The 24,005-nt window shown below is 44.8% G+C and carries 11 protein-coding genes and 1 pseudogene; 7 read left to right on the forward strand and 5 right to left on the reverse strand.

From position 1 onward, the window contains the following. Positions 1-248: 248 nt before the first annotated feature. Positions 249-3,869, reverse strand: coding sequence for an S-layer homology domain-containing protein (locus tag MKZ13_RS09960; RefSeq protein WP_339183688.1), 3,621 nt, complete (start codon positions 3,867-3,869; stop codon positions 249-251). Between the two features lie 417 nt (positions 3,870-4,286). On the opposite strand from MKZ13_RS09960, the gene MKZ13_RS09965 reads away from it, so the two are divergent. Next, positions 4,287-12,572 carry an immunoglobulin-like domain-containing protein gene (locus MKZ13_RS09965; RefSeq protein WP_339183690.1) on the forward strand — a complete coding sequence of 2,762 codons (8,286 nt, stop codon included), beginning with the start codon at positions 4,287-4,289 and terminating at the stop codon, positions 12,570-12,572. 144 nt (positions 12,573-12,716) lie between these two features. On the opposite strand, the gene MKZ13_RS09970 is transcribed toward MKZ13_RS09965, so the two are convergent. The 3 genes and pseudogenes from MKZ13_RS09970 to MKZ13_RS09980 form a co-directional block, all read right to left on the reverse strand. Further along, entirely contained in the window at positions 12,717-13,625 is a 909-nt protein-coding gene (locus tag MKZ13_RS09970) for an FAD:protein FMN transferase (RefSeq protein ID WP_339183692.1), read from the reverse strand. 39 nt (positions 13,626-13,664) lie between these two features. Continuing rightward, positions 13,665-14,321 carry a LysR family transcriptional regulator substrate-binding protein gene (locus MKZ13_RS09975; RefSeq protein ID WP_339185375.1) on the reverse strand — a complete coding sequence of 219 codons (657 nt, stop codon included), beginning with the start codon at positions 14,319-14,321 and terminating at the stop codon, positions 13,665-13,667. An 87-nt stretch (positions 14,322-14,408) separates the two neighbouring features. Then, a pseudogene (locus MKZ13_RS09980) lies at positions 14,409-14,594 on the reverse strand (LysR family transcriptional regulator); the annotation flags it as partial. A 180-nt stretch (positions 14,595-14,774) separates the two neighbouring features. Here MKZ13_RS09980 and MKZ13_RS09985 point away from each other — a divergent pair. Beyond that, entirely contained in the window at positions 14,775-15,389 is a 615-nt protein-coding gene (locus tag MKZ13_RS09985) for an NADPH-dependent FMN reductase (protein WP_339183694.1), read from the forward strand. Between the two features lie 13 nt (positions 15,390-15,402). Continuing rightward, on the forward strand, positions 15,403-17,853 hold the full coding sequence (locus tag MKZ13_RS09990) for a flavocytochrome c (RefSeq protein ID WP_339183696.1): 2,451 nt from the start codon (positions 15,403-15,405) through the stop codon (positions 17,851-17,853). 116 nt (positions 17,854-17,969) lie between these two features. Here the strand turns inward: MKZ13_RS09990 and MKZ13_RS09995 are convergent, their stop codons facing one another. Then, the gene (locus MKZ13_RS09995; protein ID WP_339183698.1) at positions 17,970-19,385 is read right to left on the reverse strand and encodes a PLP-dependent aminotransferase family protein; all 1,416 of its coding nucleotides are present in this window, start codon (positions 19,383-19,385) and stop codon (positions 17,970-17,972) included. Positions 19,386-19,537: 152 nt separating this feature from the next. Here MKZ13_RS09995 and MKZ13_RS10000 point away from each other — a divergent pair, with 152 nt between their 5' ends. From MKZ13_RS10000 to MKZ13_RS10015, 4 genes are all read left to right on the forward strand, one after another. After that, entirely contained in the window at positions 19,538-20,587 is a 1,050-nt protein-coding gene (locus tag MKZ13_RS10000; RefSeq protein WP_339183700.1) for an LLM class oxidoreductase, read from the forward strand. Between the two features lie 449 nt (positions 20,588-21,036). Further along, positions 21,037-21,846: a lysophospholipase gene (locus MKZ13_RS10005; protein WP_339183702.1), complete on the forward strand. Its 810-nt coding sequence runs from the start codon at positions 21,037-21,039 to the stop codon at positions 21,844-21,846. 44 nt (positions 21,847-21,890) lie between these two features. Continuing rightward, on the forward strand, positions 21,891-22,412 hold the full coding sequence (locus MKZ13_RS10010; protein WP_339183704.1) for a MarR family winged helix-turn-helix transcriptional regulator: 522 nt from the start codon (positions 21,891-21,893) through the stop codon (positions 22,410-22,412). Positions 22,413-22,525: 113 nt separating this feature from the next. After that, the gene (locus MKZ13_RS10015) at positions 22,526-23,875 is read left to right on the forward strand and encodes an FAD-binding oxidoreductase (protein WP_237176111.1); all 1,350 of its coding nucleotides are present in this window, start codon (positions 22,526-22,528) and stop codon (positions 23,873-23,875) included. The last annotated feature ends 130 nt before the right edge of the window (positions 23,876-24,005 follow it).

Genomic DNA, 24,005 nt, shown 5'->3' on the forward strand with positions numbered 1-24,005 from the left:
ATACACTTCTCGTGTGAGCATTTTCGACATATAATGACAAAAAAAGGATACCAATCAGTTTAACGATGAGGGGAAATTAACACATGAGATGGTTTTCTGTGGGAGTGCAGAAGTTATTCATCTGCCTAATTATTTTGGCTGTGAGTATGGGAGGAGGTTGGACAAAAAAAGTGCAGTTTGAAAACAAGGAGCCCTTCCGGCTAGATATTGTCCAGCCGGGAGGGGTCACCTTAATTCTGTATACGCTTTCACTTAGCCAGATATTCAACGAACCTTACAAAGATCGTGGCTACTTCGGCGCGGGTGGCGGTGGCTTTGGGAGCAAAAAAGTTGTCCGGCTTGCCTAATACAATGCCGATGCCCCGTAGCGTCTGAACGGCCTCCAACGCCCAGGAGCTGATCTCACTCTCATCCGTGAAGGACTTAGAGTGGCTTTCAGGTAGCTCATAGCCCTTGTACTTCATGTAGTTGTACAGGATCACCAGCATCTGCTCGCGCGTCATCGGTGAATTGGGGTCAAACAGGTCTGCGTTTGTACCGTTGACTATGCCTTTTTCGGCCGCCCACTCGGCTGCCGCCGTGTACCACTGTCCGTTCGTCACGTCGCTAAAGCGGGAACCCGTGTAGCTGGAGAGGTTTACGTCCTCAAGATTGGCCAGTACCTGCACGAACATTGCACGCGTCATTGCGCTTCCAGGTGAGAATGTTGTGGACGTCGTGCCGTTGAAAAGATTGTATGTGTAGGCGAAATTTATATCGTTGTAGAACCAGTCGTCCATATTGGCATCCCTGAAAGGATTGCCCGATAGCACGTGGAAGCCCAGTGGGGTGGCGTCATCAAACGCCAGCTCCGTAGCCTCACGGATGTTCAGCGACATGCCGTTGTCTAAGCCAACTCTTGCGCCGCTTGATCCTACCACAACCGTTCCGCCGCTCCGTATCTTCGATCCGTCGTGGATATGCACCTGGTTGCCGTTTGGCAGGTTCACATGCGCTTCTTTGCCGCCTACTGTAACCGTACCGTCGCTCGCGATCGTCGAGCCGCCCGAAATGGTCACTGTGCTGTTGCCGCCGGGTAGTGTCACTTCGGCGCTCTTGTCTGCTGGAATGGTTACCTTACCGTTTGAGTCTATCGTTGTGCCTTCGGGTACTTTAATCTTCGTCCCGCCTTTGGTCGTAAGCTCGCCGCCTCCGGGGAGGGTGGTGTTGCCGTTTTTGTCTGTGACCGCGGGCTTATCCTTCGGTGTATTCACTGTGTAGGCCAACTTCGATGTTCCAGCGTCTGTCCCGGTGCCCGTATTGTCGGTGTTGCCCGTATTACCGATGTTGCCGGTATTTCCGGTGTTGCCCGTATTGCCGCCAGAATCAGGCACAGTGGGAGTCGTCGTCTTCATCGGCATGGCCGTCACACTGATCTCCGCGCCGTCGCCCTTCGCGTTCATCGCGATGATGGTGAAGTTGTAGCCTTGGCCGTTTGTCAGGTTCTTAAAGGTATATTTGGTCTCCGTCGCATCCAGTGTGACCGGCGTCACGTTGCCATACCATACCTTGTAGCCCAAGATCGCACTGCCACCGTCGTCAGCAGGGGCGGTCCAGCTTAATGTGACCTGTCCGTCACCGGCTGTCGCCTTGAAGCCGTTCGGAGCACCGGGGACGACCGGTTTTCTCTGCGCGAACATCCAATCAAAGACATCTGTGTAGTCATTGTTCCAAACCGGCAAGTTAGAGGACTGCGCCGTGGGAGCTATGCTCCAATTCCCCATAGTTATCTGGTTGTAAAGAACCGCCGCTTCAACTTCGTGCGCTATGTAATCAGCCAGAACAGGTGTGTTGGCTGGATTCGGCCTCAGATTTGGCTGATCAAATTGATTGTAGGGCCACGTAAGGACCTCATTACTCTCAAAGCGCGAAGCCCTCGCGTTGATCATTTTTGGCATATTGTTATTGATGAAGTTATTGAGGTTAGTCTGGTAGCCTGCAACGTTATGAGCATTTACAAACATCCAATAGGCCAGATTGTTGTGAGCGTCGTTGTCCTTAGCATTCGGTGAACCGCTTACCGGGGCCATAGGTGCGGCGGCGGCGAAGAAGCCAGGATGGCTGTTAACTAAGTTGTTTGTATACTGGCCGCCCCATGAGAAGCCCGCCGCGTAAACACGATTAGGGTCTACTTCGCCGCTGGCAATCAGGGCGTTTATGACCTTCTTAACATTCTCTGTTGAGGGAACAGATACGCCATTATAGGAAATATTCAGTACATGGCTGGCGTACTTGTCAGGATTTTTCTCCATTTTTTTCATTAGAGCGACCGAGCCGTTGGCGGATTTCATGGCCGCTTTTTGGTCTATCGCAGCGTTTGTGCCGCCGCGTGACATACCATGTGTATAAACATACAGCGGCAATCCTTTCATCACGTTACCGTCTTCACCCTTGTGAAGGTAGAGCGAGCGATTGACCGAATTGTCCGTGAATGTTGTAAACTTGTCAAGGATCGGATTCACAACTTTTTCCTGTTCAAAAACCACGTTGCGAAGTGGACTCCCTTCTGTCAGTACAATCTCTCCGTTTGGGACGATGTTGTAAACCTGCTTTGTTGAGTTACTGCTGCCATCCAGCGTTGTTTTGCCGCCGCTCGCTGAATAAAACTCAGACTCAACTACGATGTAACGGCCGCTTGCCAGTCCGTCCTGATAATCCGGTGAATTGCTTACCGGCCCCAGATAGCCGCGTACCTTCGGTTCGTCATTAGCGTATACCCTTGTGATCTTGCGCGTTCCTTCAAAGGTCACCTCTTCGCCGTTCAGGGTTGTGTTCCTGGCTGACAAGGTAAACAAGTCCGGATTAAGCTCGGAGCCTAACGCTGCCTTCCCCTGGCCTAAGTCGATGATGACAGCCGTTGTGTACTCGCCACTGGCGAAGTTGTCATTCCATACGATAAAGGGAAGTATCCCCGCGTCCGGATCGTTCTTGAATGTCACATGAATGGTATGGTTAGTCTCAATATTCGAAAAGGTATAAGTGCCAGCAGATAGAGTCACGGTCTCGCCGTCTACCGTTACGGTATCCACCATTTTGCCGGAATCGGGGGTAAACGTAAATTCTTTGTTAGCGTCCCGATCTACTCTCAGAACATCGCCGGGTGGGTTCGGCGTTATTCGGCCGCCCGGTCCCGCAGTGGCAGTGATTGAGAATCTAGTGTCCACTTCATTGGCTGAAGAGAGCTGCAGGCTGTCTGTAAAAGAAGCAGCGCTGGTGTAAGCCGCGTCTGGATCTCCGAAACTGGAAACGACTTCATAGCGGTCACCGCCTTTTTCCGTCGAGTTATTAATATAAACCTCAAAGGTAAGCTTGCCCTCCTCCAAGGTCAAGGTTCTTTTGGGTATTCTCATCTCCACGATATATCCTGTTTCCGTGATCTGGGTCCATGCAGCTCTGCCCGGAGCGGCCTGCCCTGAGAACACACCCGTCGCGCTGACGCGCCATTGGTTTGAGCCTCCAGTTCCGGTACCGACATAAAATTCCAGGCTGTCGTATTGGTGATCTCCGCCAGCTCCCAGATATAGATTACTGTCATTCACAACTACTCGGGCATATAGGTAGTCATGGTCCCAAAGGATTCTGGCTGTGCCCGTGGCATGGGGTCTGGGATCGGCGGGCACAGTGCTTTTGTTGATGTGATGCTCCATGGTCTGGCTCCAGAGTGGGTCGTTTGACCCGAGTTCGGGAGTTCCAAAAATGGCGGTGGGTGTTTCATTCGCTACTGTGTTCTCGATGTTGTCAGTGGCGGCGGCATAGCTGGTAGGCATTAGCGACGCCACCATTACCAAGCAACAGAGGAAGGCGAGCATTCTGCTAAATCGTTTTGGCATAAATGAAAATCCTCCTTATTTTTCGATGCGGTGCGCCCATGGCTTACCGCATCGTATTCGGACACGTTGTTCATATGACAAGCGCCCAACTATATATATTATGTTTATCAGGCGTTCAATCCTTTAATTTACCCATAGAGTATATTTAGAATGAAAACGATTACTTCCAAGTATAGGGATAGTGTTGAAGTTTGCGTGAATTGCAATAAAAAAATCCACCTTATTAACAAGATACTACATTGAATTGGAAGTGTTGAAGACGTAATATGAGAAGAAATGTAAGCGCATTCTTTTTTAAGCCGTATCTCTATTTCCTTTAGCGAGGGGGTCTGGTTTTAAAGGTGAGAGATATGGGTTGTATGCTTCTGAAAATTAATCGAAGGGAAGAATGCTATGCGGAAGCAAATTACAATCCTAATGTTAGTTTTACTTATGACCTTCAGTAACTGGTTTAATCTTGTTCTGCCATTTAGCAATCAAGCTTCAGCGGACAAAATAACACCAACGATGTTGGCACATTATCCATTGCTTGAGGATGTACAGGATATATCAGGTAATGAAAAGCATGGAACGGCCGTAGGAGACATTACGTACACCGATGGTCTCACTCTGCCTGGGGGAACAGATAGTAATACAAACTACGTTCAGCTTCCTACTGGTTTGTTTGATAATCAAGAAAATACAACGATATCTGTATGGATCAAGAGCAACACTGGGAGTGGGAACTACTCAGCATTATTCTACGGTACTCCAGCAGCTGGCAATAACTTGCCAACGAATTACTGGATGTTTAATCCATCGAATCCAAGTGGTGATTTTAAGTCAGTATTTACGAATAACAATAATGTTGACCAGCCTTGGTCGACTGAGGTAGGGGTATCAGGCCCTTCTACGTCACCGCACGAAGGTCAATGGGTTCACTATACGACGGTCATTACAGAACGCTCTATTACAGGTTATATCAACGGTGTTCATATAGGCACGACCGCCAAAGAGAAAACAACAGCAAGTTTTGGTACTGATTTGCAGGCTTACATCGGACGCTCCAATTATTTAGGGGATGCTACTTTTGCGGGCAGCTTTCAAGATTTAAGAATTTACGGAGAGGCACTAAATAATGAAGATATCGCTGTAGTATATGAACAATCGTTTAATGAAAAGCAAGTACAACAAGGCAAAATAGAGCTAACGTTAGGAGACATATCGGCAGTTACAGAATCTCTTGAACTGCCTACTCAAGATAAGAATGGCGCAATGATCTCATGGACTCCTAGTGATGAGAGTGCGATTAGTCCAACTGGGGAAGTGTTCTTACGAGAAATGGAGCAACAAGTGACGTTAACTGCAACCATTTCTTTGGGTGGAAGCCAGGCAACGAAGGAGTTCATGGTTACCTTACTACCTAAGGATGACTCTGTTGAGCAGATTGCCGTTAAGAATGTCTTGCTTAATGAACCTACAATTATTTTATCAGTGGGGGACAGCGAGACATTAGTGGCTTCGATTTCACCTTCAAATGCAACGAATAAAAGAGTTATCTGGACATCTAGTGACTCCAGTGTAGCGATTGTCAATTCAACGGGTAAAGTTACAGCTGTTAGTGGAGGTACAGCCACAATGACGGTACAGACTGAAGATGGAGAGTTTACAGCTACATCAGCCGTTACCGTTAAGGGAAAATCGCTAAAAGATGATCTTATTCTTCATTACAACATGAAGACGACTGAAGAAGTAGACGGTCAACTCGTACTGAAGGATGTTGCCAATAAGGCAGTTACATTTGACGGAATATTTAGAAATCCAAACAATGGACAATTCATTTCAAACAGTGAGGTTGGCTTTGTCTCCTTCAATGGTGGAAGCTCTACATCTAATAGTGGGCATGTTGAGATTCCTAAGGGCTCAAATGGACTAGATCTACTACACGGTCTGAATGAGATTACAGTATCTTCAATCGTGAACTGGACGAATGATGGGACGAATCGCTGGATCTTCGGTTTGGGTACTGTATTAACTCCAGAAACGAACAAATATTTCTTCGTAACACCACGTCACGGTAGTGGATCAGGTAATATGATTGCGACAGGTATCTCTAAAAATGGCTGGCCGAACGAAGCGTTAGTTACAGGTAGCGCAAACTCAAACCTTATCGGTGGGCAGTGGAAGCATGTAACGGTGTCCTTGTCCGAAGCTAGCAATAGGATAACGTTATTCGTGGATGGAGTTAAGGTTGCTTCGGGTAATGCAAAGGGACTAAAGCTGTCAGAAATTATTAATCCGGATGCTACTTTCTCTGGCTTTATCGGTAAATCAATCTTCTCAAACGATCCATACCTTCAAGGTAGCGTAGCTGATTTTCGAGTATATGATCGCGCGTTGACAGAGCAAGAAGTAGGCGAGTTATATCAACAAGAAGGAGCAACACACATCTCAAAAATACGTCAGCTCACTGTGGATGATGCAGCAAATCAACTTAACATCAGTAGTTTCTTAGGTGAAGGCGATAAAAGCACCGATAAGATAACGAGAAACGTTACATTACCAACAAGCGGTAAAAACGGCGTGAGCATTACTTGGAGTTCTAGTCATCCTACTGTCATTTCTAACCATGGCACTGTACAACGTCCAGCTGTTCAAGCAGGTAATGTTCAGGCAGAGCTTACGGCTACTTTAACGTATCAAGGCGTATCAACTACAGCTGTATTCCCTGTTACAATCTTGAAGCAATTCGATGATCAGCAGAAGGTTGATCTGGACGCTGAACAAATAGAGATCTACAATGCTGACAACATTAAAGGTAACTTACATCTTGTTGCTACAGGTGAACAAGGCTCCACAATTACATGGTTATCTAGCAGACCGGCAGTTGTTAAAGGAACGACTGAAGCGGCTGGTAATGCTAAACAGCTAGGTTGGGTAAGCCGTCAAGCTACGGATACGCCCGTTACGTTAATAGCTACAATTACGAATGGTGCAGCTTCTAAACAGCTTACGTTTAACGTTACGATTAAACAAGCAGCTGCGCCAGTACAGCATGATGCTTACTTCTTTGCATACTTTACAGGTGAATATGAGGGTGGTGAAGAGATATCCTTCGCTACAGCTGAAGATCCATTGTTCTGGAAAGGGCTGAATAATGGTAAGTCGATCCTTCAATCTGATATGGGTGAAAAAGGACTTCGTGATCCATTCGTTATTCGGTCACCAGAAGGTGATAAATTCTATATGCTGGCAACCGATTTGAAAATGGGCGAAAGTACAAATTTCGACCAAGCTCAAATTACGGGTAGTCATTACATGATGATTTGGGAGTCGGAGGATCTCGTTGATTGGAGCGAGCAGCGTATGATCGAGGTTGCTCCTAAGACTGGAGGAAATACGTGGGCACCAGAAGCGATCTATGATCCAGTAACTGGAGAGTATATCGTATTTTGGGCATCATCGATGAAAAACACAGAGACATACGGTGATTATAACGGAAGACCTGCAGGTCAGTACAATGTGATGTACTACGCAACAACAAGAGACTTCTACAACTTCTCTGAGCCAAAGGTCATGATTGATGAGTCACTTCCGACCATTGATACAACGTTTATTGAGCATAATGATATGTTGTACCGATTCACCAAATCAGAAGTAAATACTAAAGTGTATGTGGAGAAAGCACCAACTTTTTACTATGACAAGGACGGTATTGCAGCAAACGGCCTTCAATACGACGCTGTTCCGGGTACACGTGATAATAAACTTGGCTTGATCGGAAATAATGGCAACAACGAAGGGCAAACGATTTTTAAGGATAATAATAAAGACCAATGGTATCTGTTCCTTGATTCATGGCCATATCATGTCCGATATACAACAGATCTGGATAGTAGTATGCAATATATGAACAATGTACTAAGTAGTGATAAATATGCACTTCCGCCAGGACCACGACACGGAACCGTAATTCCAATCTCACGTGCAGAGTATGATGCTTTGCAAGAGAAGTATGCCTGGAAAGGTCCAGCACCATCAACAGACCCGGTTGTACATTACTCATTCGATGCAAATACAGTGAATGGTACAACGGTGAATGACATTTCTGGCAATGGTCATCACGCAACACTAGTAGGTGGAGCAACGATTAATGAAGAGGATCGTATCGGTAAAACGGGTGGTGCACTAGAGCTTAATGGATCAACAGGATATGTGAAGCTGCCAGATAACTTGATTCAATCCTTGAATCTTGAGAAGGCTACGTTCTCTACATGGGTTCAAATGGACAGAAATCAAGCAAATCAAAGAATATTTGATTTTGCTTCCGACACAGGCAGACAGGTTAACCGCAACACCATGTACTTGAGCACACAAGGTGATACAGGTAGTCTAGAGTTCGCTGTCGTAACCCCTTTTACAGAGAAATTTAGCAATGACAGCACGCGACTGGGATCAGAATATAAATATGCGGTGAGAAATTCTGGACTATTACCAACGAAGACTTGGCAGCATGTTGCAATTACAATGGATGAATTTGATGCAGTATTGTATGTGAATGGTCAAGAGGTTAAACGTAGCTCGACATTTAACGTTGAGCCGAGAATGTTACTGGAAACAACGATGAATTATATTGGTAAATCGAGAAACAGCTCTCATAGTTTATTTAATGGTAAATTTGATGATTTCCGTATTTATAATCGTGCATTATCCGTTGAAGAGATTGCAACATTAGCTGATGAAGACGTTACTCCTCCAGTAGAGCAGCCATCTGGGGCAGAGCTCATTCTTCACTACGATATGAATGATATCGATGGTGCGACGGTTATTGACCAAACAGGAAACTTCAATGGAAAATGGATGAATCCGTCTAAAGCAGAATGGATTCGTACACAAGATGCTGGTGTACTAAGCTATACTGGTGGCACAACTAACTCTTATGTAGAACTGCCACAAGGAGTTCTCGATGGTTTAACGGATATGACTGTTTCATCCATTGTGAACTGGAGCGGTAAAAACGCTGCGGAGTGGTTATATGCATTAGGAAGACCAAATAATAATACACACTATACGTATTTCACACCACGTTATAACGCTAACGGTCTGGCTCGCCTAGGTATCGCGACGAATGCTTGGAACAATGAGTCTTCAACTTCTACCACAGGCTTAAAGAATAATGAATGGAAAGTCGTTACGACTGTTGTTTCAGGCACGGATGGTACACTAACGCTTTATATTGATGGTGTTGCTGTTGCATCAGGCTCAACGAATGGAATGACACTAGAACAAATAAAAAATACTTCAGGCAGTAGTGGATCCATCGGTAAGTCATTCTATACAGCTGATCCTTACTTCGGCGGTTTGATTGCAGACTTCCAAATCTATGATGGTGCTATGACTGCGGCAGATATTACATCACTTAAGGCCCATGCAGATCAGAAGATTGCTTTAATGGAGGGCATGCTTGTATCGGCTGCGACAGAGAAATTAACGATTCATGATCTTCTTGCTTCTAATGCATCAAAAGATGCGATTATAAGCAATGTAACATTGCCAACATCAGGTGTTTATGGCACAACAATAAGCTGGACTTCAGATAAGGGGAATGTCATCTCAACTACAGGTGCCGTAACCAGACCAGCTAACGCAACAGGTGATCAAGTTGTAACGTTAACAGCAGTATTTACAGATGGTACAGAGACAGTTAACAAAACTTTTCAGTTGACGGTTAAGGCATTGCCAAACGATGTCACTTCTGTAGATGAAGCAAAAGCAGCACTAGTCGTTCATAACATTAATGATGTAAGAGGTCATATCGCACTACCAACATCTGGTCTATATGGAACAACGATTACTTGGGCTTCTGCACAACCAAAAGTCGTTTCAGTTACTGGAGAAGTAAAACGTCCGGTACACGGTAGTGGAAATGTAGATGTGAAGCTTACAGCTACGATTACATTAAATTCAGCATCCACTACGAAGGAATTTATTGCGAAGGTGAAGGAACTGCCTGCTGATGAAAAATATGCGGGATACTTTTTCACATATTTCACTGGAGAAGGTACTGCAACAGGTGAGCAAGTTTACTTTGCACTAAGTAACGGCAATGATCCGTTGAACTGGCGAGAATTGAATAATGGTAAACCTGTATTAACCTCTACCTTAGGGGAGAAGGGGGTACGTGATCCGTTCATTATTCGTTCGCCTGAAGGTGATAAGTTCTACATGATCGCTACCGATCTAAAAATTAACGGCAATGGTAACTGGGGTAGAGCACAGACATGGGGCAGTCGTTCCATTATGGTTTGGGAATCGAATGATCTAGTCAACTGGACAGATCAACGCATGGTAGAGGTTGCACCGGAAGAAGCGGGTAATACATGGGCACCAGAAATTATGTACGACAACACAACAGGTGAATATATTGTATTTTGGGCATCAAGAATGTTTGATGATGCATCCCATACAGGTGATGCTTATCAAAAAATGATGTATAGCAAGACAAGAGATTTCTATACGTTTACTGAACCGCAAGTATATTTGGATTATGGATATTCAATCATTGACACAACGATGATTGAGCATGAAGGAAAAGTGTATCGCTTTACGAAAGATGAGCAAAACAACGGAGCTTCTGCTCCATTTGGCAAGATGATCTTCCAAGAGGTGGGTGACTCGATCTTAGATCCAACCTTCAAGATGATTAATCAAGGCGTTGGTAACATCAAATGGGTTGAGGGTCCAACGATCTTCAAATCAAATACCGATAAAAAATGGTATTTATTCGTAGATGAGTTTGGTGGAAGAGGTTATGTTCCATTCGAGACAACAAATCTTGCATCAGGTGTCTGGACATTATCTTCTAACTACAACTTACCAGCCAGTCCGCGTCACGGAACGGTAATTCCAATTACACAAAGTGAGTATGATGCACTCCATGGGAAGAACGTACCCGTTAGGGGAATTAGCTTGGACAAAACAACGTTGTCAATCGTAGAAGGTCAATCAGGGCAATTGACAGCTACGGTAACACCAGCTAATGCAACGAAAAAAGCAGTAACATGGAGCTCAAGCAATACAGCTGTAGCCACTGTAAGTGCGACAGGTCAAGTAACAGCGGTGGCACCAGGAACAGTAAGGATTACAGTAACTACAGTGGATGGTGGTTTATCATCCAGCGCTACGGTAACGGTAACACCATCGGTGGAACCGACTGCACCAGGAGAAGTGACCAGAACAAGCGTAACAGCAGGTAATCAGAAGCTGACTTTGAAATGGAGTAATCCTGCAGACAGCGATCTGGTCGCTATTAAGATTACAGGTCATGGAAATACAGAGTTTAAGACGGTAACGCTGAACAATGTGGCTAGCAGTTATGAAGTCACAGGACTTGCGAATGGTACGCGTTATGAATTCCGTATTACTACGGTAAACGCAGCGGGACATGAATCCGCAGGGGTTGTGGTGTCAGGAACACCACAAGCACCAAGCAGTGGTAATGGAAATGGTGGCGGTGACGGTAACATTCCTGCACCTACAGTACCAACAGCTCCAGGTGGCAATGAGCCAGTGGTCATGAACAACGGTCAAATACACATTAAGCCTGTCGTAAATGAGAGCGGTGCTTCTAAAGTGAAATTAAGTGCGGATACGGTGAAGCGTGCGCTTGATCAAACGACAGGCGGTAAGTTACACATGCGAGTTGAAGCTGATGAGAGCTTGAACGGGCTAACGATTGAGCTCGCAGTAGATGCGCGCTTAACAAGTGGATCTTCTACGGTAGATCGCATCGAGATCAACACAGGCTCTGCAGTCGTAACCGTGGCAACTGAATTGCTTGGAACAGGAACAAGTGCAGGGAAGACGTTAGGATTGTCAATTAAGAAAATTGCAGCTAATCAACTGCCAGCTGGCGCACAAGCTCAGCTGAACGGTGAGGTCGTATTCGATATCGAGCTAACGATTGATGGTAAGAAACTTACGGAGTTTGATGGCAGAGATGATCTCGTGATTGAATTGCCATACACTCTAAAGGCTGCCGAAAATCCAAACAACGTCGTCGTATACGATGTGAAGGACAACGGAGAGCTAAGAGTGGTGACGAATGGTAAATACAATGCAGCGACAGGAAAAGTAGAGTTCAAGCCAACGTATCTGAGCAAGTATACGGTAGCGTATGTTGCAGCGAGCTTTAAGGATGTGACCCAAGACTGGGCGAAGGATGCGATCTCAGCATTGGGAGCAAGAGGCATTGTGAAGGGTGTAGGCGATGGAGAGTTTAATCCAAATGTTCAAGTGACAAGAGCAGAATTCATCACCATGCTGATGAAGTTGTTTGAGCTATCGGATGAGAGCGCAACGACAAGCTTTAGTGATGTGAAGCAAGGAGAATGGTACCATGGAAATATCGCAACCGCGCAGAAGCTGGGGATTGTGAACGGGAAACCAAATGGACGATTCGGAGTTCATGAGAACATTACGCGAGAAGATATGGCGGTTATGGTATACAAGGCTGTCCAAATTAAGCAACTAGCGTTAACAAGTGGTGAAGCTACAGCCTTCAAGGATGAAGCAAACATCGCAAGTTATGCGAAGCAAGCGGTAGAGGCAATACAGGGAGCAGGCATAATAAACGGTGTAGGTAACGATGAGTTTGCACCGAAGAAGAATGCTAGCCGTGCAGAAGCAGCAGTGATGATCTATAATTTGTTGGGTTTGATGTAGACACGTTAAGTATAAGGCAGTTGCTATTGATTCACTCAGATAATAAAGTTGGGCGGAAGAACTTGTTCCGTCCACTTTATTGTCTGTTTAATCAGTGAGCAGGAAAAGCCGTTAGATCCTGGCTTAAAGAAGTAGTTGTTAACTTTACCTTAATACGGGCTCAATTCTTCCTCTAAGATTATCGGTATAGGCCAGATTTCCATCCGTCGTGATTACGGCAGCCTCGATATCCTTCATTTTATTAACTTTATGAATAATGGAGACCGCATCTAACCCAAACAATTCTGTTGTATATATATCGCAGTCGAGCGATCGATCCGCAATAATCGTTAAAGAAGCGATATTACTTTCTATTGGATAGCCTGTTCTGCTGTTAAATATATGATGGTAATGACTCCCTTCCTTCTCTAAAACTCTCTCGTATATTCCTGATGTAACGACGGATTGCTCCCTTATGCTAACGAGTGCTGCTGCATTTCCTCTAGGTAAAAAGGGATTTTGGATTCCAACTTTCCAGTGACTGGACCCGGTGGGAGAATCGCCATGAACCAGAACATTGCCGCCCATATCGACCATAGCTGATGCGGCTCCGTTTTTCTTGAAAAATGACATAACTTGATCAGCAAAATAACCTTTAGCAATCGCTCCAAGGTCGATTTCCATGCCCTTTTTGGATAAATGAACCGTTTGCTGCTCATCGTCAAGCTGTATATGCTCCGGATTCAAGAGCTCAAGCACCGCTTTAATCTCGGTATCCTCCGGCACATGTGCCTCGCGGAAACCAATTCTCCACAATTTGATCAAAGGCCCTATCGCAATATTTAAAAATGAATCTTTATTCAGGCTGTGTTCTTTGCCTATCTTAATAAGATCATACAGTTCCTTGTCTACTCTAAGCGGATGTGATGCGGCTTCTTTTTTTAACATGGCAAGCTGCGATTGCTCACTGTTGGCACTAAACACTTGTTCATAATGGACAAGCATATTCACGGCTTCCTCGGTAAGCTTTTCAGCATCTGTCCCCTCGATATAGAGGGATATGTTCGTTCCCATAAGCGGTACCGTTGTCGTAAAAGGTTTCATGATAGCCTCCTATATTGCACATTGTTGTCCGTGATTGAGAAAAGTATGGATGAGGTCATGATCCACGCTATTCAGCTTTTTTGCTCCATGATGGGCTATAAAATAATCCAGACTCATCTTCTCTAGAGGGATTGGATAGATGTTGTATTCCGAAGGGCACTCCTTGATATGGATGCTCTCAGGCACAAAGGTCAGACCTAAATTATGCTTTGCAAGCTTGAGTACAGTGTAGATTTCATTGCTTTCCATAACGATATTAGGCTGTACCTTGTAGACACTGAGCAATTGATCAATCTGTTTTCGGATTGCCGAACCCTTGGACGTTAGAATAAGCTTTTGATTCAAAATGGTGCTGATCTCAATCGTGCCCTCCGGGATGACTGCAACATTCTCTTGATATAATTCGCAGCAACGCGGAATGATGGCCTGGTAACTGTGTCTGCCCCAGTTAAACGAGTTCAGGTTAGGGGAGATACTGCTTGAATTTTGCCCGATCCAGAAGTCCAACTCATTATTTTGGAGACGTTTCTCATTTTTTTCAGGTAAGTCCTCGACAAGATTAATTTTATAAGCAGGATGAAGATCCAGAAAATCTGGTAGAAAAAGGGGCGTTAAGTACACACCGAGGCTTGGAAGAATGCCGATCCGTAACACTTTATTGTCCATATCCGATACATATGAGATTTCCCTAATAAGCTTGGCGTAGCTGTTTTCGAGTGAAGTTAAGTATTGATAATATATTTTCCCCTGCTCGGTTAATCTGTACGGAAGTTTGTTGCGAGTGATTAGCTCACAGCCCAACTTAATTTCGATTTTTTTGATAATCTTTGTGAGGTAGGGCTGAGATATGTAAAGGGATTGTGCGGCCCTGCTATAGTTGCTGTATTTTAATAGGCTGTCAATGTAACACAAGATATCTTGAGATTCTAACTTAGACATGTCCCTCACCCTTTGTGAAAAAAGTAACAAACTTTGAATTTGAGGTGATTATAACAAATTAGTTATCAAACTGCAATGAATAACTATTAGATCATTTGAGCTTTGATATGTTAGAGTTAGGCCGAAAGATCGAGCCTGACAGTTACGAACATCATCTCGAATGACAGAGAGGGGATTACGATGAACTATTTAGCTATCGTGGGCACGAATTCGGATGTGTCAACGAACCGGACGCTACTTCAATTTATGCAAAAGCATTTTGCTAGTGAAGCCCAGATTGACTTGTTTGAAATTAAGGATATGCCTGCCTTTATTGAAAAAGATGAATTAGAGGATGCTGAAGTTGATATTCCTGTGAGAGTACAAGACTTATTAGATCAAATCTCTAAAGCGAAAGGTGTCATAATCGCTACTCCCGAGTATGACCATGCGATCCCTGCCGTCCTGAAAAGTGCGCTGGAATGGATCAGTTATACCACTCAAACCTTGAAAGACAAACCTGTTCTGATTGTGGGTGCTTCACATGGTGCGCTCGGTTCTTCCAGGGCACAAGCGCATCTTAGACAAATCCTGGACTCACCTGAGCTTGGTGCGAGAATGATGCCTAGCAGCGAGTTTCTTTTGGGAAAATCACAGAGTGCATTTGATAGCAGTGGTAATCTCATTAACGCTGACAAAGTAGCGGAGCTTGTCGAAATCTTCAATGAGTTTGTTTTGTTTACGGAGATCACTACGGAACTGTTATCCAAAAGGACGTTGAAGAAAAAAACGAAAAAATTTTCCTGGCAAGAGTAGGGGGCTAATCACAATGAAAATCATAGCGATCGTTGGCACAAATGCAAAGAAATCGTATAATCGCAAGCTGCTTCAATTCATACAAAAGCATTTTGAGTCCAGAGCAGCCATTGAAATCCTCGATATTACAGATGTTCCGATGTTTAATCAGTCCGATAACCAAACAAACAGTGCAATTATACAATCGTTTAATGAAAAAATTATGGCAAGTGATGGTGTCATTATTGCGACTCCAGAATATAACCATTCCATCCCTTCATCCCTTAAAAGCCTGTTGGAATGGTTGAGCTTTGAAATCCATCCGCTGGCTGGCAAACCCGTGATGATCATAGGTGCGTCACAGGGAACACAAGGTTCCTCGCGTGCACAACTGCATCTTCGTCAAATCCTGGATGCACCAGGTGTCGAAGCTAACGTGATGCCAGGGTATGAATTTTTGCTTGGCAGCGCACATAAAGCATTTGACGAATCAGGCAACCTGTACAATGAAGGAACGATCGATTTCCTGGAAACATGTTTCCTGCGGTTCCTTCGGTTTGCCAAAATTTCAAATCAGCTGAACGAAGAAGAAGAATTTACTTATAATCCCGGTGTGTATGAGATCAATGCCATAGGTCACAGTGGCAATCTGCCGATGAAGGTATCCTTTAGTGAAAATAGAATTGAAAGCATCGATATCGATTCGAAGGGTGAAACCGAAGGCATCGCCGATGTTGTTTTTGTAAGAATTCCGAATAAAATCATTGAGGGACAGACGCTGAATGTAGATGCTCTCTCAGGTGCTTCTGAAACCAGTAATGCTGTCATCAATGGTGTAGCCAAAGCGGTTAAGCTTGCCGGAGTGAACCCTGACATTCTGAAAAGACGTCCAAAACCTGCTAGCAGCCAGATGAAAGATGACGAAGAATACACTTGCGATGTGGTCGTAGTAGGTGGAGGTGGCGCCGGATTAAGTGCGGCTGCTACAGTTTTACAGTATGGGGCAAGTGCGATTGTGCTTGAGAAATATCCGGCTGTTGGGGGAAACACGATTCGTTCAGGTGGACCTGTCAATGCTGCAGATCCTGTATGGCAACAACAGTTCACTGAGAATCCAGGGGAAAGACAGACAATTGAGAATTTATTGAGTACGGATGAGAGCCTGGTCCACCCGGAATATATCGATGATTTCCATGCACTCAAAGAAGAGTTTACTGCGTATCAGGAAAAGTTCGGCACAGAAAAGGCTTATTTATTCGACTCCCCACTTCTTCACAGAATGCAAACGTATTTTGGGGGCAAACGAACGGATCTGAATGGAAACACGATCTATGGACAATACGATCTGGTCAAAGTACTTACAGACCGTGCCTTGGAAAGTGTAACGTGGCTTGAGGATATCGGGGTTGAATATGATAAGAGTATCGTATTTGCTCCAGTGGGTGCTCTTTGGCGCCGCGGCCATAAACCTGTCAAAAGTTATGGCTCTGCCTTTATCATTGCACTTAGCAAATATGTAGAAGAGCATTCAGGAAAAATGATTACAGATAGCCCGGTCAAACAATTGATCATCGAAGATGGAAAAATAACAGGTGTTATCGCAACAGGTGTCAATGGTCAGAAAATAACCATTCATGCCAAAGCCGTTGTGCTTGCCAGCGGCGGTTTTGGTGCAAATACACAGATGCTCAAGGAATATAACACGTACTGGAGCCATATTGACGATGATATCAAAACAACAAATTCCTATGCGATGACTGGTGATGGAATATCGCTTGGTAAGAGTGCAGGAGCAGCGCTGACAGGCATGGGCTTCACTCAAATGATGCCTGTAGCTGACCCGGATACGGGCGAGCTGTTCAGTGGACTGCAAGTACCACCTGAAAACTTTGTCATTGTTAATAAAAAGGGAGAACGTTTTGTTAATGAATTCTCTGGACGAGATGTCTTAACAAAAGCGGCTATCGAGCAGGGAAGTTTATTTTACCTGATTGCGGATGATGAGATCAAGAAAACCGCAGCGAACACAAGCCAGGAAAAGATAGACCTTCAAGTCGAAGCAGGTACCTTGTTCAGAGCCGATACGTTAGAAGAGCTGGCCGTGAAAATCAATATGGAACCTGAAGTTCTTAGAAATACGATTGATAAGTATAACTCATATGTGGATGCGGGGTTTGATCCGGAGTTCCATAAGGATACGTTTAGCTTAAAAGTTGAGAAGTCTCCATTCTATGCTACGCCTAGAAAACCGGCGGTTCACCATACAATGGGTGGTATCAAGATCGATACCCACACTCGCGTATTGGATGAAAACGGTCAGCCGATTGCACATCTGTATGCCGCTGGGGAAGTTGCAGGAGGTATACATGCAGGCAACCGTTTAGGCGGTAATGCCTTGACGGATATCTTTACTTTTGGACGAATCGCTGGTAAGACTGCTGTTGATGAAATGAATGATGTAGAGAACATCAAAAAAGAAATGTAGATCACTCCAGATTCCATATGAAAAGACCCGCTTAACACAAGGATTTCCAAGTGTTTTGCGGGTTTTTTTCGATGTGAAAATGGTTTGGTTGTGTGGTCGTAGTCACACGAATGTTCTCAGACCCCAAACCAAGCCCGGTGAAGGGCATATACGCCTTCTGTAATATCCTCAATACTCAATCCACCAAAACCAATCTGAACCATGGATTGCTCCGCTTGAGCTGGTTGCGCCCAAAAGGGGGATACCGGGTAGACCTGAACACCTTCTTTCTCAGCAGTAGCAATCAGCTTGTGTTCATCCATTCCGTTATGTACTCGCAACAAAATATGAAGTCCTGCATCCTCACCAATGATGGTAACTTGAGCACCCATCATCTTTTGAAGCATTGAGATGAGTGTGAATTGCTTCTGTCGATATACCTTCCTCATCTTGCGAATGTGGGCTTCCCAATGTCCATTACTCATAAACAGTTCTAAGGTGTTCTGCTGAAAATGAGAGACCGTTTGATCATATAATCGGTAGTCTTGTTTACGGTGTAGCTCTAACATGGTCTGTGGTAGAACCATATACGCAATACGTAATGAAGGCAGAAGGCACTTTGAAAATGTCCCCAGGTAAACGGTTCGCTGTTGAGTATCCAGGCTTTGCAGGGAAGGTATCGGTTTGCCGACATATCTGAACTCACTATCATAATCGTCCTCAATAATGATCCCATTCTGGTCTGTTGCCCATTTCAGTAATTGCATTCTCTTGGCGAGCGGCATGACCATTCCATAGGGGAACTGATGTGACGGTGTAATGTAGACGATGCGGGAATTGCTTTCGTATAACTTGCGGATATGAAGCCCATCGACTTCCAGCGGAATAGGGTGAATGTTTAGACCTTTATGTTGAAAAACCGTCCGAACACCGTCATATCCCGGGTCTTCCATCGCGATCCCATGACTAACGTCACCTATTAATCCAGATAACACACCGAGCAAGTACTGAACACCAGCTCCAATTATAATTTGATCAGGTGAACAATTTACTCCCCTAGAGCTGTGCAGGTAATTTGCAATTTCCGATCGCAGCCCCGGTTCTCCGAGCGGATCACCATAAGAAAACAACTTCATTTGGTTCTGGAGCAAGCTCTGATTGGATAACTTGCGCCAAGTGGCAAATGGAAAATGCTCAGCATCTACGTCACCATAACGAAAATTGTATCGAATCTCGGGGCTATCCTGAATACTGTTTTCCAACCAATTTGTACTCACTACGTGGGATAGGGGCAATGCTTCCAGCTTCAAATCCATGATGTATAAGCCACTCCTTGGCCTGCTCTGGACATAACCCTCAGCCAATAATTGTTGATACGCCATATCCACTGTATTACGGCTAATGTGGAGGTGGCTGGACAGTGAGCGAATAGAGGGAAGTCGAGTATGGGCTGGTAACTTTCCGTTCAAAATATCTTTCTTAATATAGTGATAAAGCTGAGCGTATAACGGATCTCCAGACTCTCTGTTCAACAATAATGTCAAATCAATCATGCTAATCCTCCTCGTTGCCAGAACTGACCCTGTTATTTTGTTGAGAGTTGTCACTACTTATGGGGTCAATCGATTGTTACAATTATATCAGTTCCAGTCGAATTAAAAAGATATCAGTCTACTGGATTACTATTGTTGTAGGAGGAGAAGGAATGAACAAACCTATAGATGTTATGGAACGAATAGAAAATCCGTCAACACAAGCGTTGCACAACTTCAATCAACACCCTGGTTTCCGCCGCATGTTTGCCCCGGACCAGTTGACAATCGGGCTGTTTTTACCACTTAAATTTTATAAAGGTCATATGGATGTTCTAAAAGGTCAAGCTGACCTCGTGGAAAGCATTGATCAACGAAATTTTGCAGCCGTATGGGTGCGAGATGTTCCTTTATTTGATCCTGCCTTTGGAGATGCTGGACAAGTATTTGATCCATTTATCTATCTTGCCTATCTTGCTGCAAGAACCCAAAACGTCTCCCTGGTAACAGGAAGCGCGATCTTCACACTTCGCCATCCGATTGATTTAGCCAAGGCAGCTGCATCCATTGATGTACTTTCGGGCGGACGACTTGTGCTAGGGATTGCTTCCGGCGACCGACCTGCTGAGTTTCCGGCTTATGGGGTAGATGGGGAGCATCGTGATGTGCGATTCCGGGAGACTGTGGAGTTTTTTCGTGAGCTTATACAGGATAGAACTGGCGCAATTCAATCTTCTCTTGGTCAATTGAAAGGGCTTGAATTGCTCCCGAAGCCCGTAGCTGATGGCATTCCGCTCGTTGTGACGGGCTCAAGCAGGCAGTCTTTAGATTGGATTGCAGAGCACAGTGATGGTTGGCTCACTTATCCCGAAGCAACGGCAAACGAATCCGGTCCTCAAATGCTTGGTCATAAGATTAATGCTTGGCGTGAAAAAATACCTGGTGGCATGTTCAAGCCGCATATGACGAACGAATGGATTGATCTTGTCGAAGATCCCAATTATCCTCGAACACCGCTTCGTGGCGGGTACATATTGCGGACAGGACGAGCAGGTCTGATTCAGCTATTGGAGGAATGGAGAGCAGTTGGCGTCAATCATGCTGCACTCGGTATTCATTTTTCGAGTCGACCTTCTGCTGAGGTGATTCAGGAGTTGGCAGAGGAAGTATTGCCACTCTTTCCCACGCATGTGGGTCCGAAGCCGTTGTTTACAGGGTGGTAGAACATGAAATTGGTGCCTGATGACACAGATAGCTTTTCTCCGCATTTCTGTTAACGATCTGGAGAGTATCGATCCGCTGACAGCGATGAGGTCAGGGGTTCGATACTCTAGATACCATAAAGGAAAAAGACGTCATCATGTAACATATGATGGCGTTTTTTTGCCTCTATGTAAACGCTTTAATTAAATATAGACAAGGGATGCCGTCGGTGATAATATTGTTTCTATAAGAAACAATATTATTCTTATGGAATACAATATGTTTCTTTATCTATTCCCGATTTGAAGCTTTTGATCTTGCAAGTAACAAGAGAAAAGGACCAAAAAAGTCGTCCTCCACATTCTATTGGGTATTATGAGCACCTCATTCTTAAGTATACGAATAACGCCCTGTGCTAAAGAATTTAATTGTTTGGTGCTTGAGCGTAACGAGAGGATTGGGAAATATTATGAGTATAATTGAAACAACAATTGAATCTTTTGACGGTACTCGGCTATATTCTAGTAAAAATTTAGTTAGTGATGCAAAAGCCTCTGTCGTTATTGTTCACGGACTAGCTGAGCATGCAGGGCGCTACGATTATTTGACAGAGAAGCTGAATCAGCGTGGGTTTAGCGTGTATCGGTTTGACCATCGTGGTCATGCCAGATCCGATGGACAGCGTACGTTCTATAAAGAATTTGATCATCTTATTGAAGATGTTCATGTCATTGTGGAGGTGGCATTGCAAGAGAGTGGCGATCTTCCGCTGTTTGTGATCGGGCATAGTATGGGCGGTTTTGCAACCTCGTCCTTTGGAACGAAATATCCAGGCAAGGTCAGAGGCATCGTACTATCCGGAGCTCTCACTCGTTACAATACAAAAGTTGCCGGAGAATTGCCAATGGATCTTCCTGCAGGCACGTATTTCCCAAATGAGCTGGGCAGCGGGGTATGCAGTGATCCCGCAGTTGTATCCGCTTACGCGAATGACCCACTGGTTGAAAAGCAGATCTCTGTAGATTTATTTAATAGTCTGGGAAATGGCGTAGCATGGCTGAAGGAGAATCCCAAGCAGTTTACAGATCCCGTGCTTGTACTGCATGGGGCCAATGATGGACTGGTCAGCGAAAAGGATTCCCGTGACTTTTACGGCGATATTGCTTCCACGGATAAAACACTCAAAATTTATGCTCATCTGATGCATGAGATATTTAATGAACCGACTCGTGATGATGTTATTGAAGAAGCAATTACATGGATTGAAAAACGAATCTGATTTCAGTAGAGTAAGAGAGAATCTGAATATGAAAGGGATTACTCATGAAATTAGATTGGATGGGCGACCATCGGGAACTGATTGAGAAAATTATCAAATACGGTAATGCGTACTCGAACACGTACAAGTTGCAACGAAGTTATGGAACAGACATGATGTTCTCGGCTTCACAGATTCAGACGCTGGAATACATTCTGGAAGCCGAGGACAAGGAAGAGAAGATGTCGGAAATGGCCGCACGCCTGGGCGTAAGCCGCAGTACATTTTCCAAAAACGTGAAGAATCTGACGGAAAAAGGCCTGCTCGAAAAATTTCATTTAAGCGGTAACCGCAAAGACATATACGTCAAACCTTCGCCGAAAGGTCGCGAGGTATATGCGAAGTATACCGAATTTGTAAGGGAGCTTTGCTTTGATGAGATTTTCAAGTATGCAGATCAGATTTCAGAAGCGGATAAGCAAAACTTTGTTCGCATCATGGATCTGTTTGCCGACGTGCTCGTCTGGTATGGTGAAAAAGAACAGGAAGCGCGCAAGTTAATCAGAATTGATCCCTCTGAAACATGAACCTTGAAAATTAAGGGCACCAGCCCATTCCCTCCGCGAATGTCCGTCATACAGTATAAAGTGCTTGATGCAGCAGAGGCTGTAGGACAATTATTCAGCAGGGAGTGGGATGTGTGAAATCATCAACAAAGCTTACCGGACGGGTTATTTATAAAGGAGATCCGGGATACGAAGCGGCGCGCAAGAACTGGGACCCGCATACCGATAAATATCCTAAAGTTTTTGTTTTTGCCCAACGGACGAAAGATGTATCCAACGCTATCCGATGGGCTCGTGAAAATAATGTACCGATCAGGCCGCGGAGCGGCAGACATGCGCTTGAAGTAAACCTTTCACAAGTTAATGGTGGAATTGTCATTGATGTAAGTGATCTGAATTCCATCAAACTTGATAAAAAAAATGGAACCGTTGTTGTGGGTACGGGTAACCGAGTAGGGAGAATTGCGAATACCCTTGCCAAGCAAGGTTTCATAGCTCCTTTTGGTGACAGCCCTACTGTAGGGATCGGTGGAATTACGTTAGGTGGGGGAATTGGGCCACTCCAGCGTACCATCGGTCTCATCAGTGATAACCTGCTTGAGGTAGAGATGGTGGACGCCAAAGGAAAAGTCATTCGGGCCAATAAAAATCGTAATGCGGATCTCTTTTGGGCCTCGCGGGGAGGGGGCGGTGGTAACTTCGGAGTATACACCCGTTACAAATTCAAAGTGCGCCGGGCTCCAGCGAAGGCGACTGTATTTAAAATCACCTGGCCATGGGCTCAATTCGAAAAGGTGCTCAAAGTATGGCAGAGGTGGGCTCCCTCTGTGGATACAAGACTGGGCAGCGAGTTGTCCATCGGACCGAAAAAGGGTGGCAATGTCGTCATGGAGGGGCTGTTCCTAGGGTCAAAAACAGAGGCACTCCGTCTATTGCAGCCGATTACGAGTGTTGGCACACCGACAAGTTCCATTGTTCGTTTGTTACCTTACACGGAAGTTGTGAAGTTCTTATTACAACCTGATCCGACCGAGACTCAACGGTATAGCAACCAGTTCTCGTCCGGTTTTGGACGAAAACCATTCCCCGACAAAGCCATCAAATCTATGCGCGCATTTTTGGAAAACTTGGAAGAGGGGCCAGGCGGGTTCTATTTCCTCAACTGGGGCGGAGCAGTAAGTCGCAAATCACCTAGATCAACCGCCTTCTTCTGGCGCAAAGAGAAGTTCTATGTGGAATGGACCAGTACGTGGCTCAAACCATCCCATGCCGCTAAAAATATTGCACTCGCTCGTAATACTCGCAAGAAATTGCAACCATACATTGTGGGTTCCTATATCAACGTTCCAGACCAAGGGATCAAAAATTCCGGTCCAGTGTACTATGGAGCCAACTATGCCAGACTGCGGAGAGTCAAAGCCAAGTATGACCCGAAAAATGTGTTTAACAATCCGCAAAGCATTACTCCTGCTCGGATAGTGTAAGGTAGAGCCATTCATTTTTACTAGCAGCTAGTGTTAATCAGAAGTTAAATTCATCTATGTATTACTAATAATAAAGACACGTCTTTTATGGCGTGTCTTATTGATATTTATGGTAGTATAGATGCCAAAA

The organism is Paenibacillus sp. FSL R5-0701 (assembly GCF_037973995.1).
Classification (GTDB): Bacteria; Bacillota; Bacilli; order Paenibacillales; family Paenibacillaceae; genus Paenibacillus.

Coding starts and splice junctions, on each gene's coding strand:
- MKZ13_RS09965 (WP_339183690.1), top strand. CDS start 4,287: ATGTTAGTTTTACTTATGACCTTCAGTAACTGGTTTAATCTTGTTCTG.
- MKZ13_RS09960 (WP_339183688.1), bottom strand. CDS start 3,869: ATGCCAAAACGATTTAGCAGAATGCTCGCCTTCCTCTGTTGCTTGGTA.
- MKZ13_RS09975 (WP_339185375.1), bottom strand. CDS start 14,321: ATGGACAATAAAGTGTTACGGATCGGCATTCTTCCAAGCCTCGGTGTG.
- MKZ13_RS09970 (WP_339183692.1), bottom strand. CDS start 13,625: ATGGGAACGAACATATCCCTCTATATCGAGGGGACAGATGCTGAAAAG.
- MKZ13_RS10010 (WP_339183704.1), top strand. CDS start 21,891: ATGAAATTAGATTGGATGGGCGACCATCGGGAACTGATTGAGAAAATT.
- MKZ13_RS09990 (WP_339183696.1), top strand. CDS start 15,403: ATGAAAATCATAGCGATCGTTGGCACAAATGCAAAGAAATCGTATAAT.
- MKZ13_RS10005 (WP_339183702.1), top strand. CDS start 21,037: ATGAGTATAATTGAAACAACAATTGAATCTTTTGACGGTACTCGGCTA.
- MKZ13_RS09985 (WP_339183694.1), top strand. CDS start 14,775: ATGAACTATTTAGCTATCGTGGGCACGAATTCGGATGTGTCAACGAAC.
- MKZ13_RS10000 (WP_339183700.1), top strand. CDS start 19,538: ATGAACAAACCTATAGATGTTATGGAACGAATAGAAAATCCGTCAACA.
- MKZ13_RS09995 (WP_339183698.1), bottom strand. CDS start 19,385: ATGATTGATTTGACATTATTGTTGAACAGAGAGTCTGGAGATCCGTTA.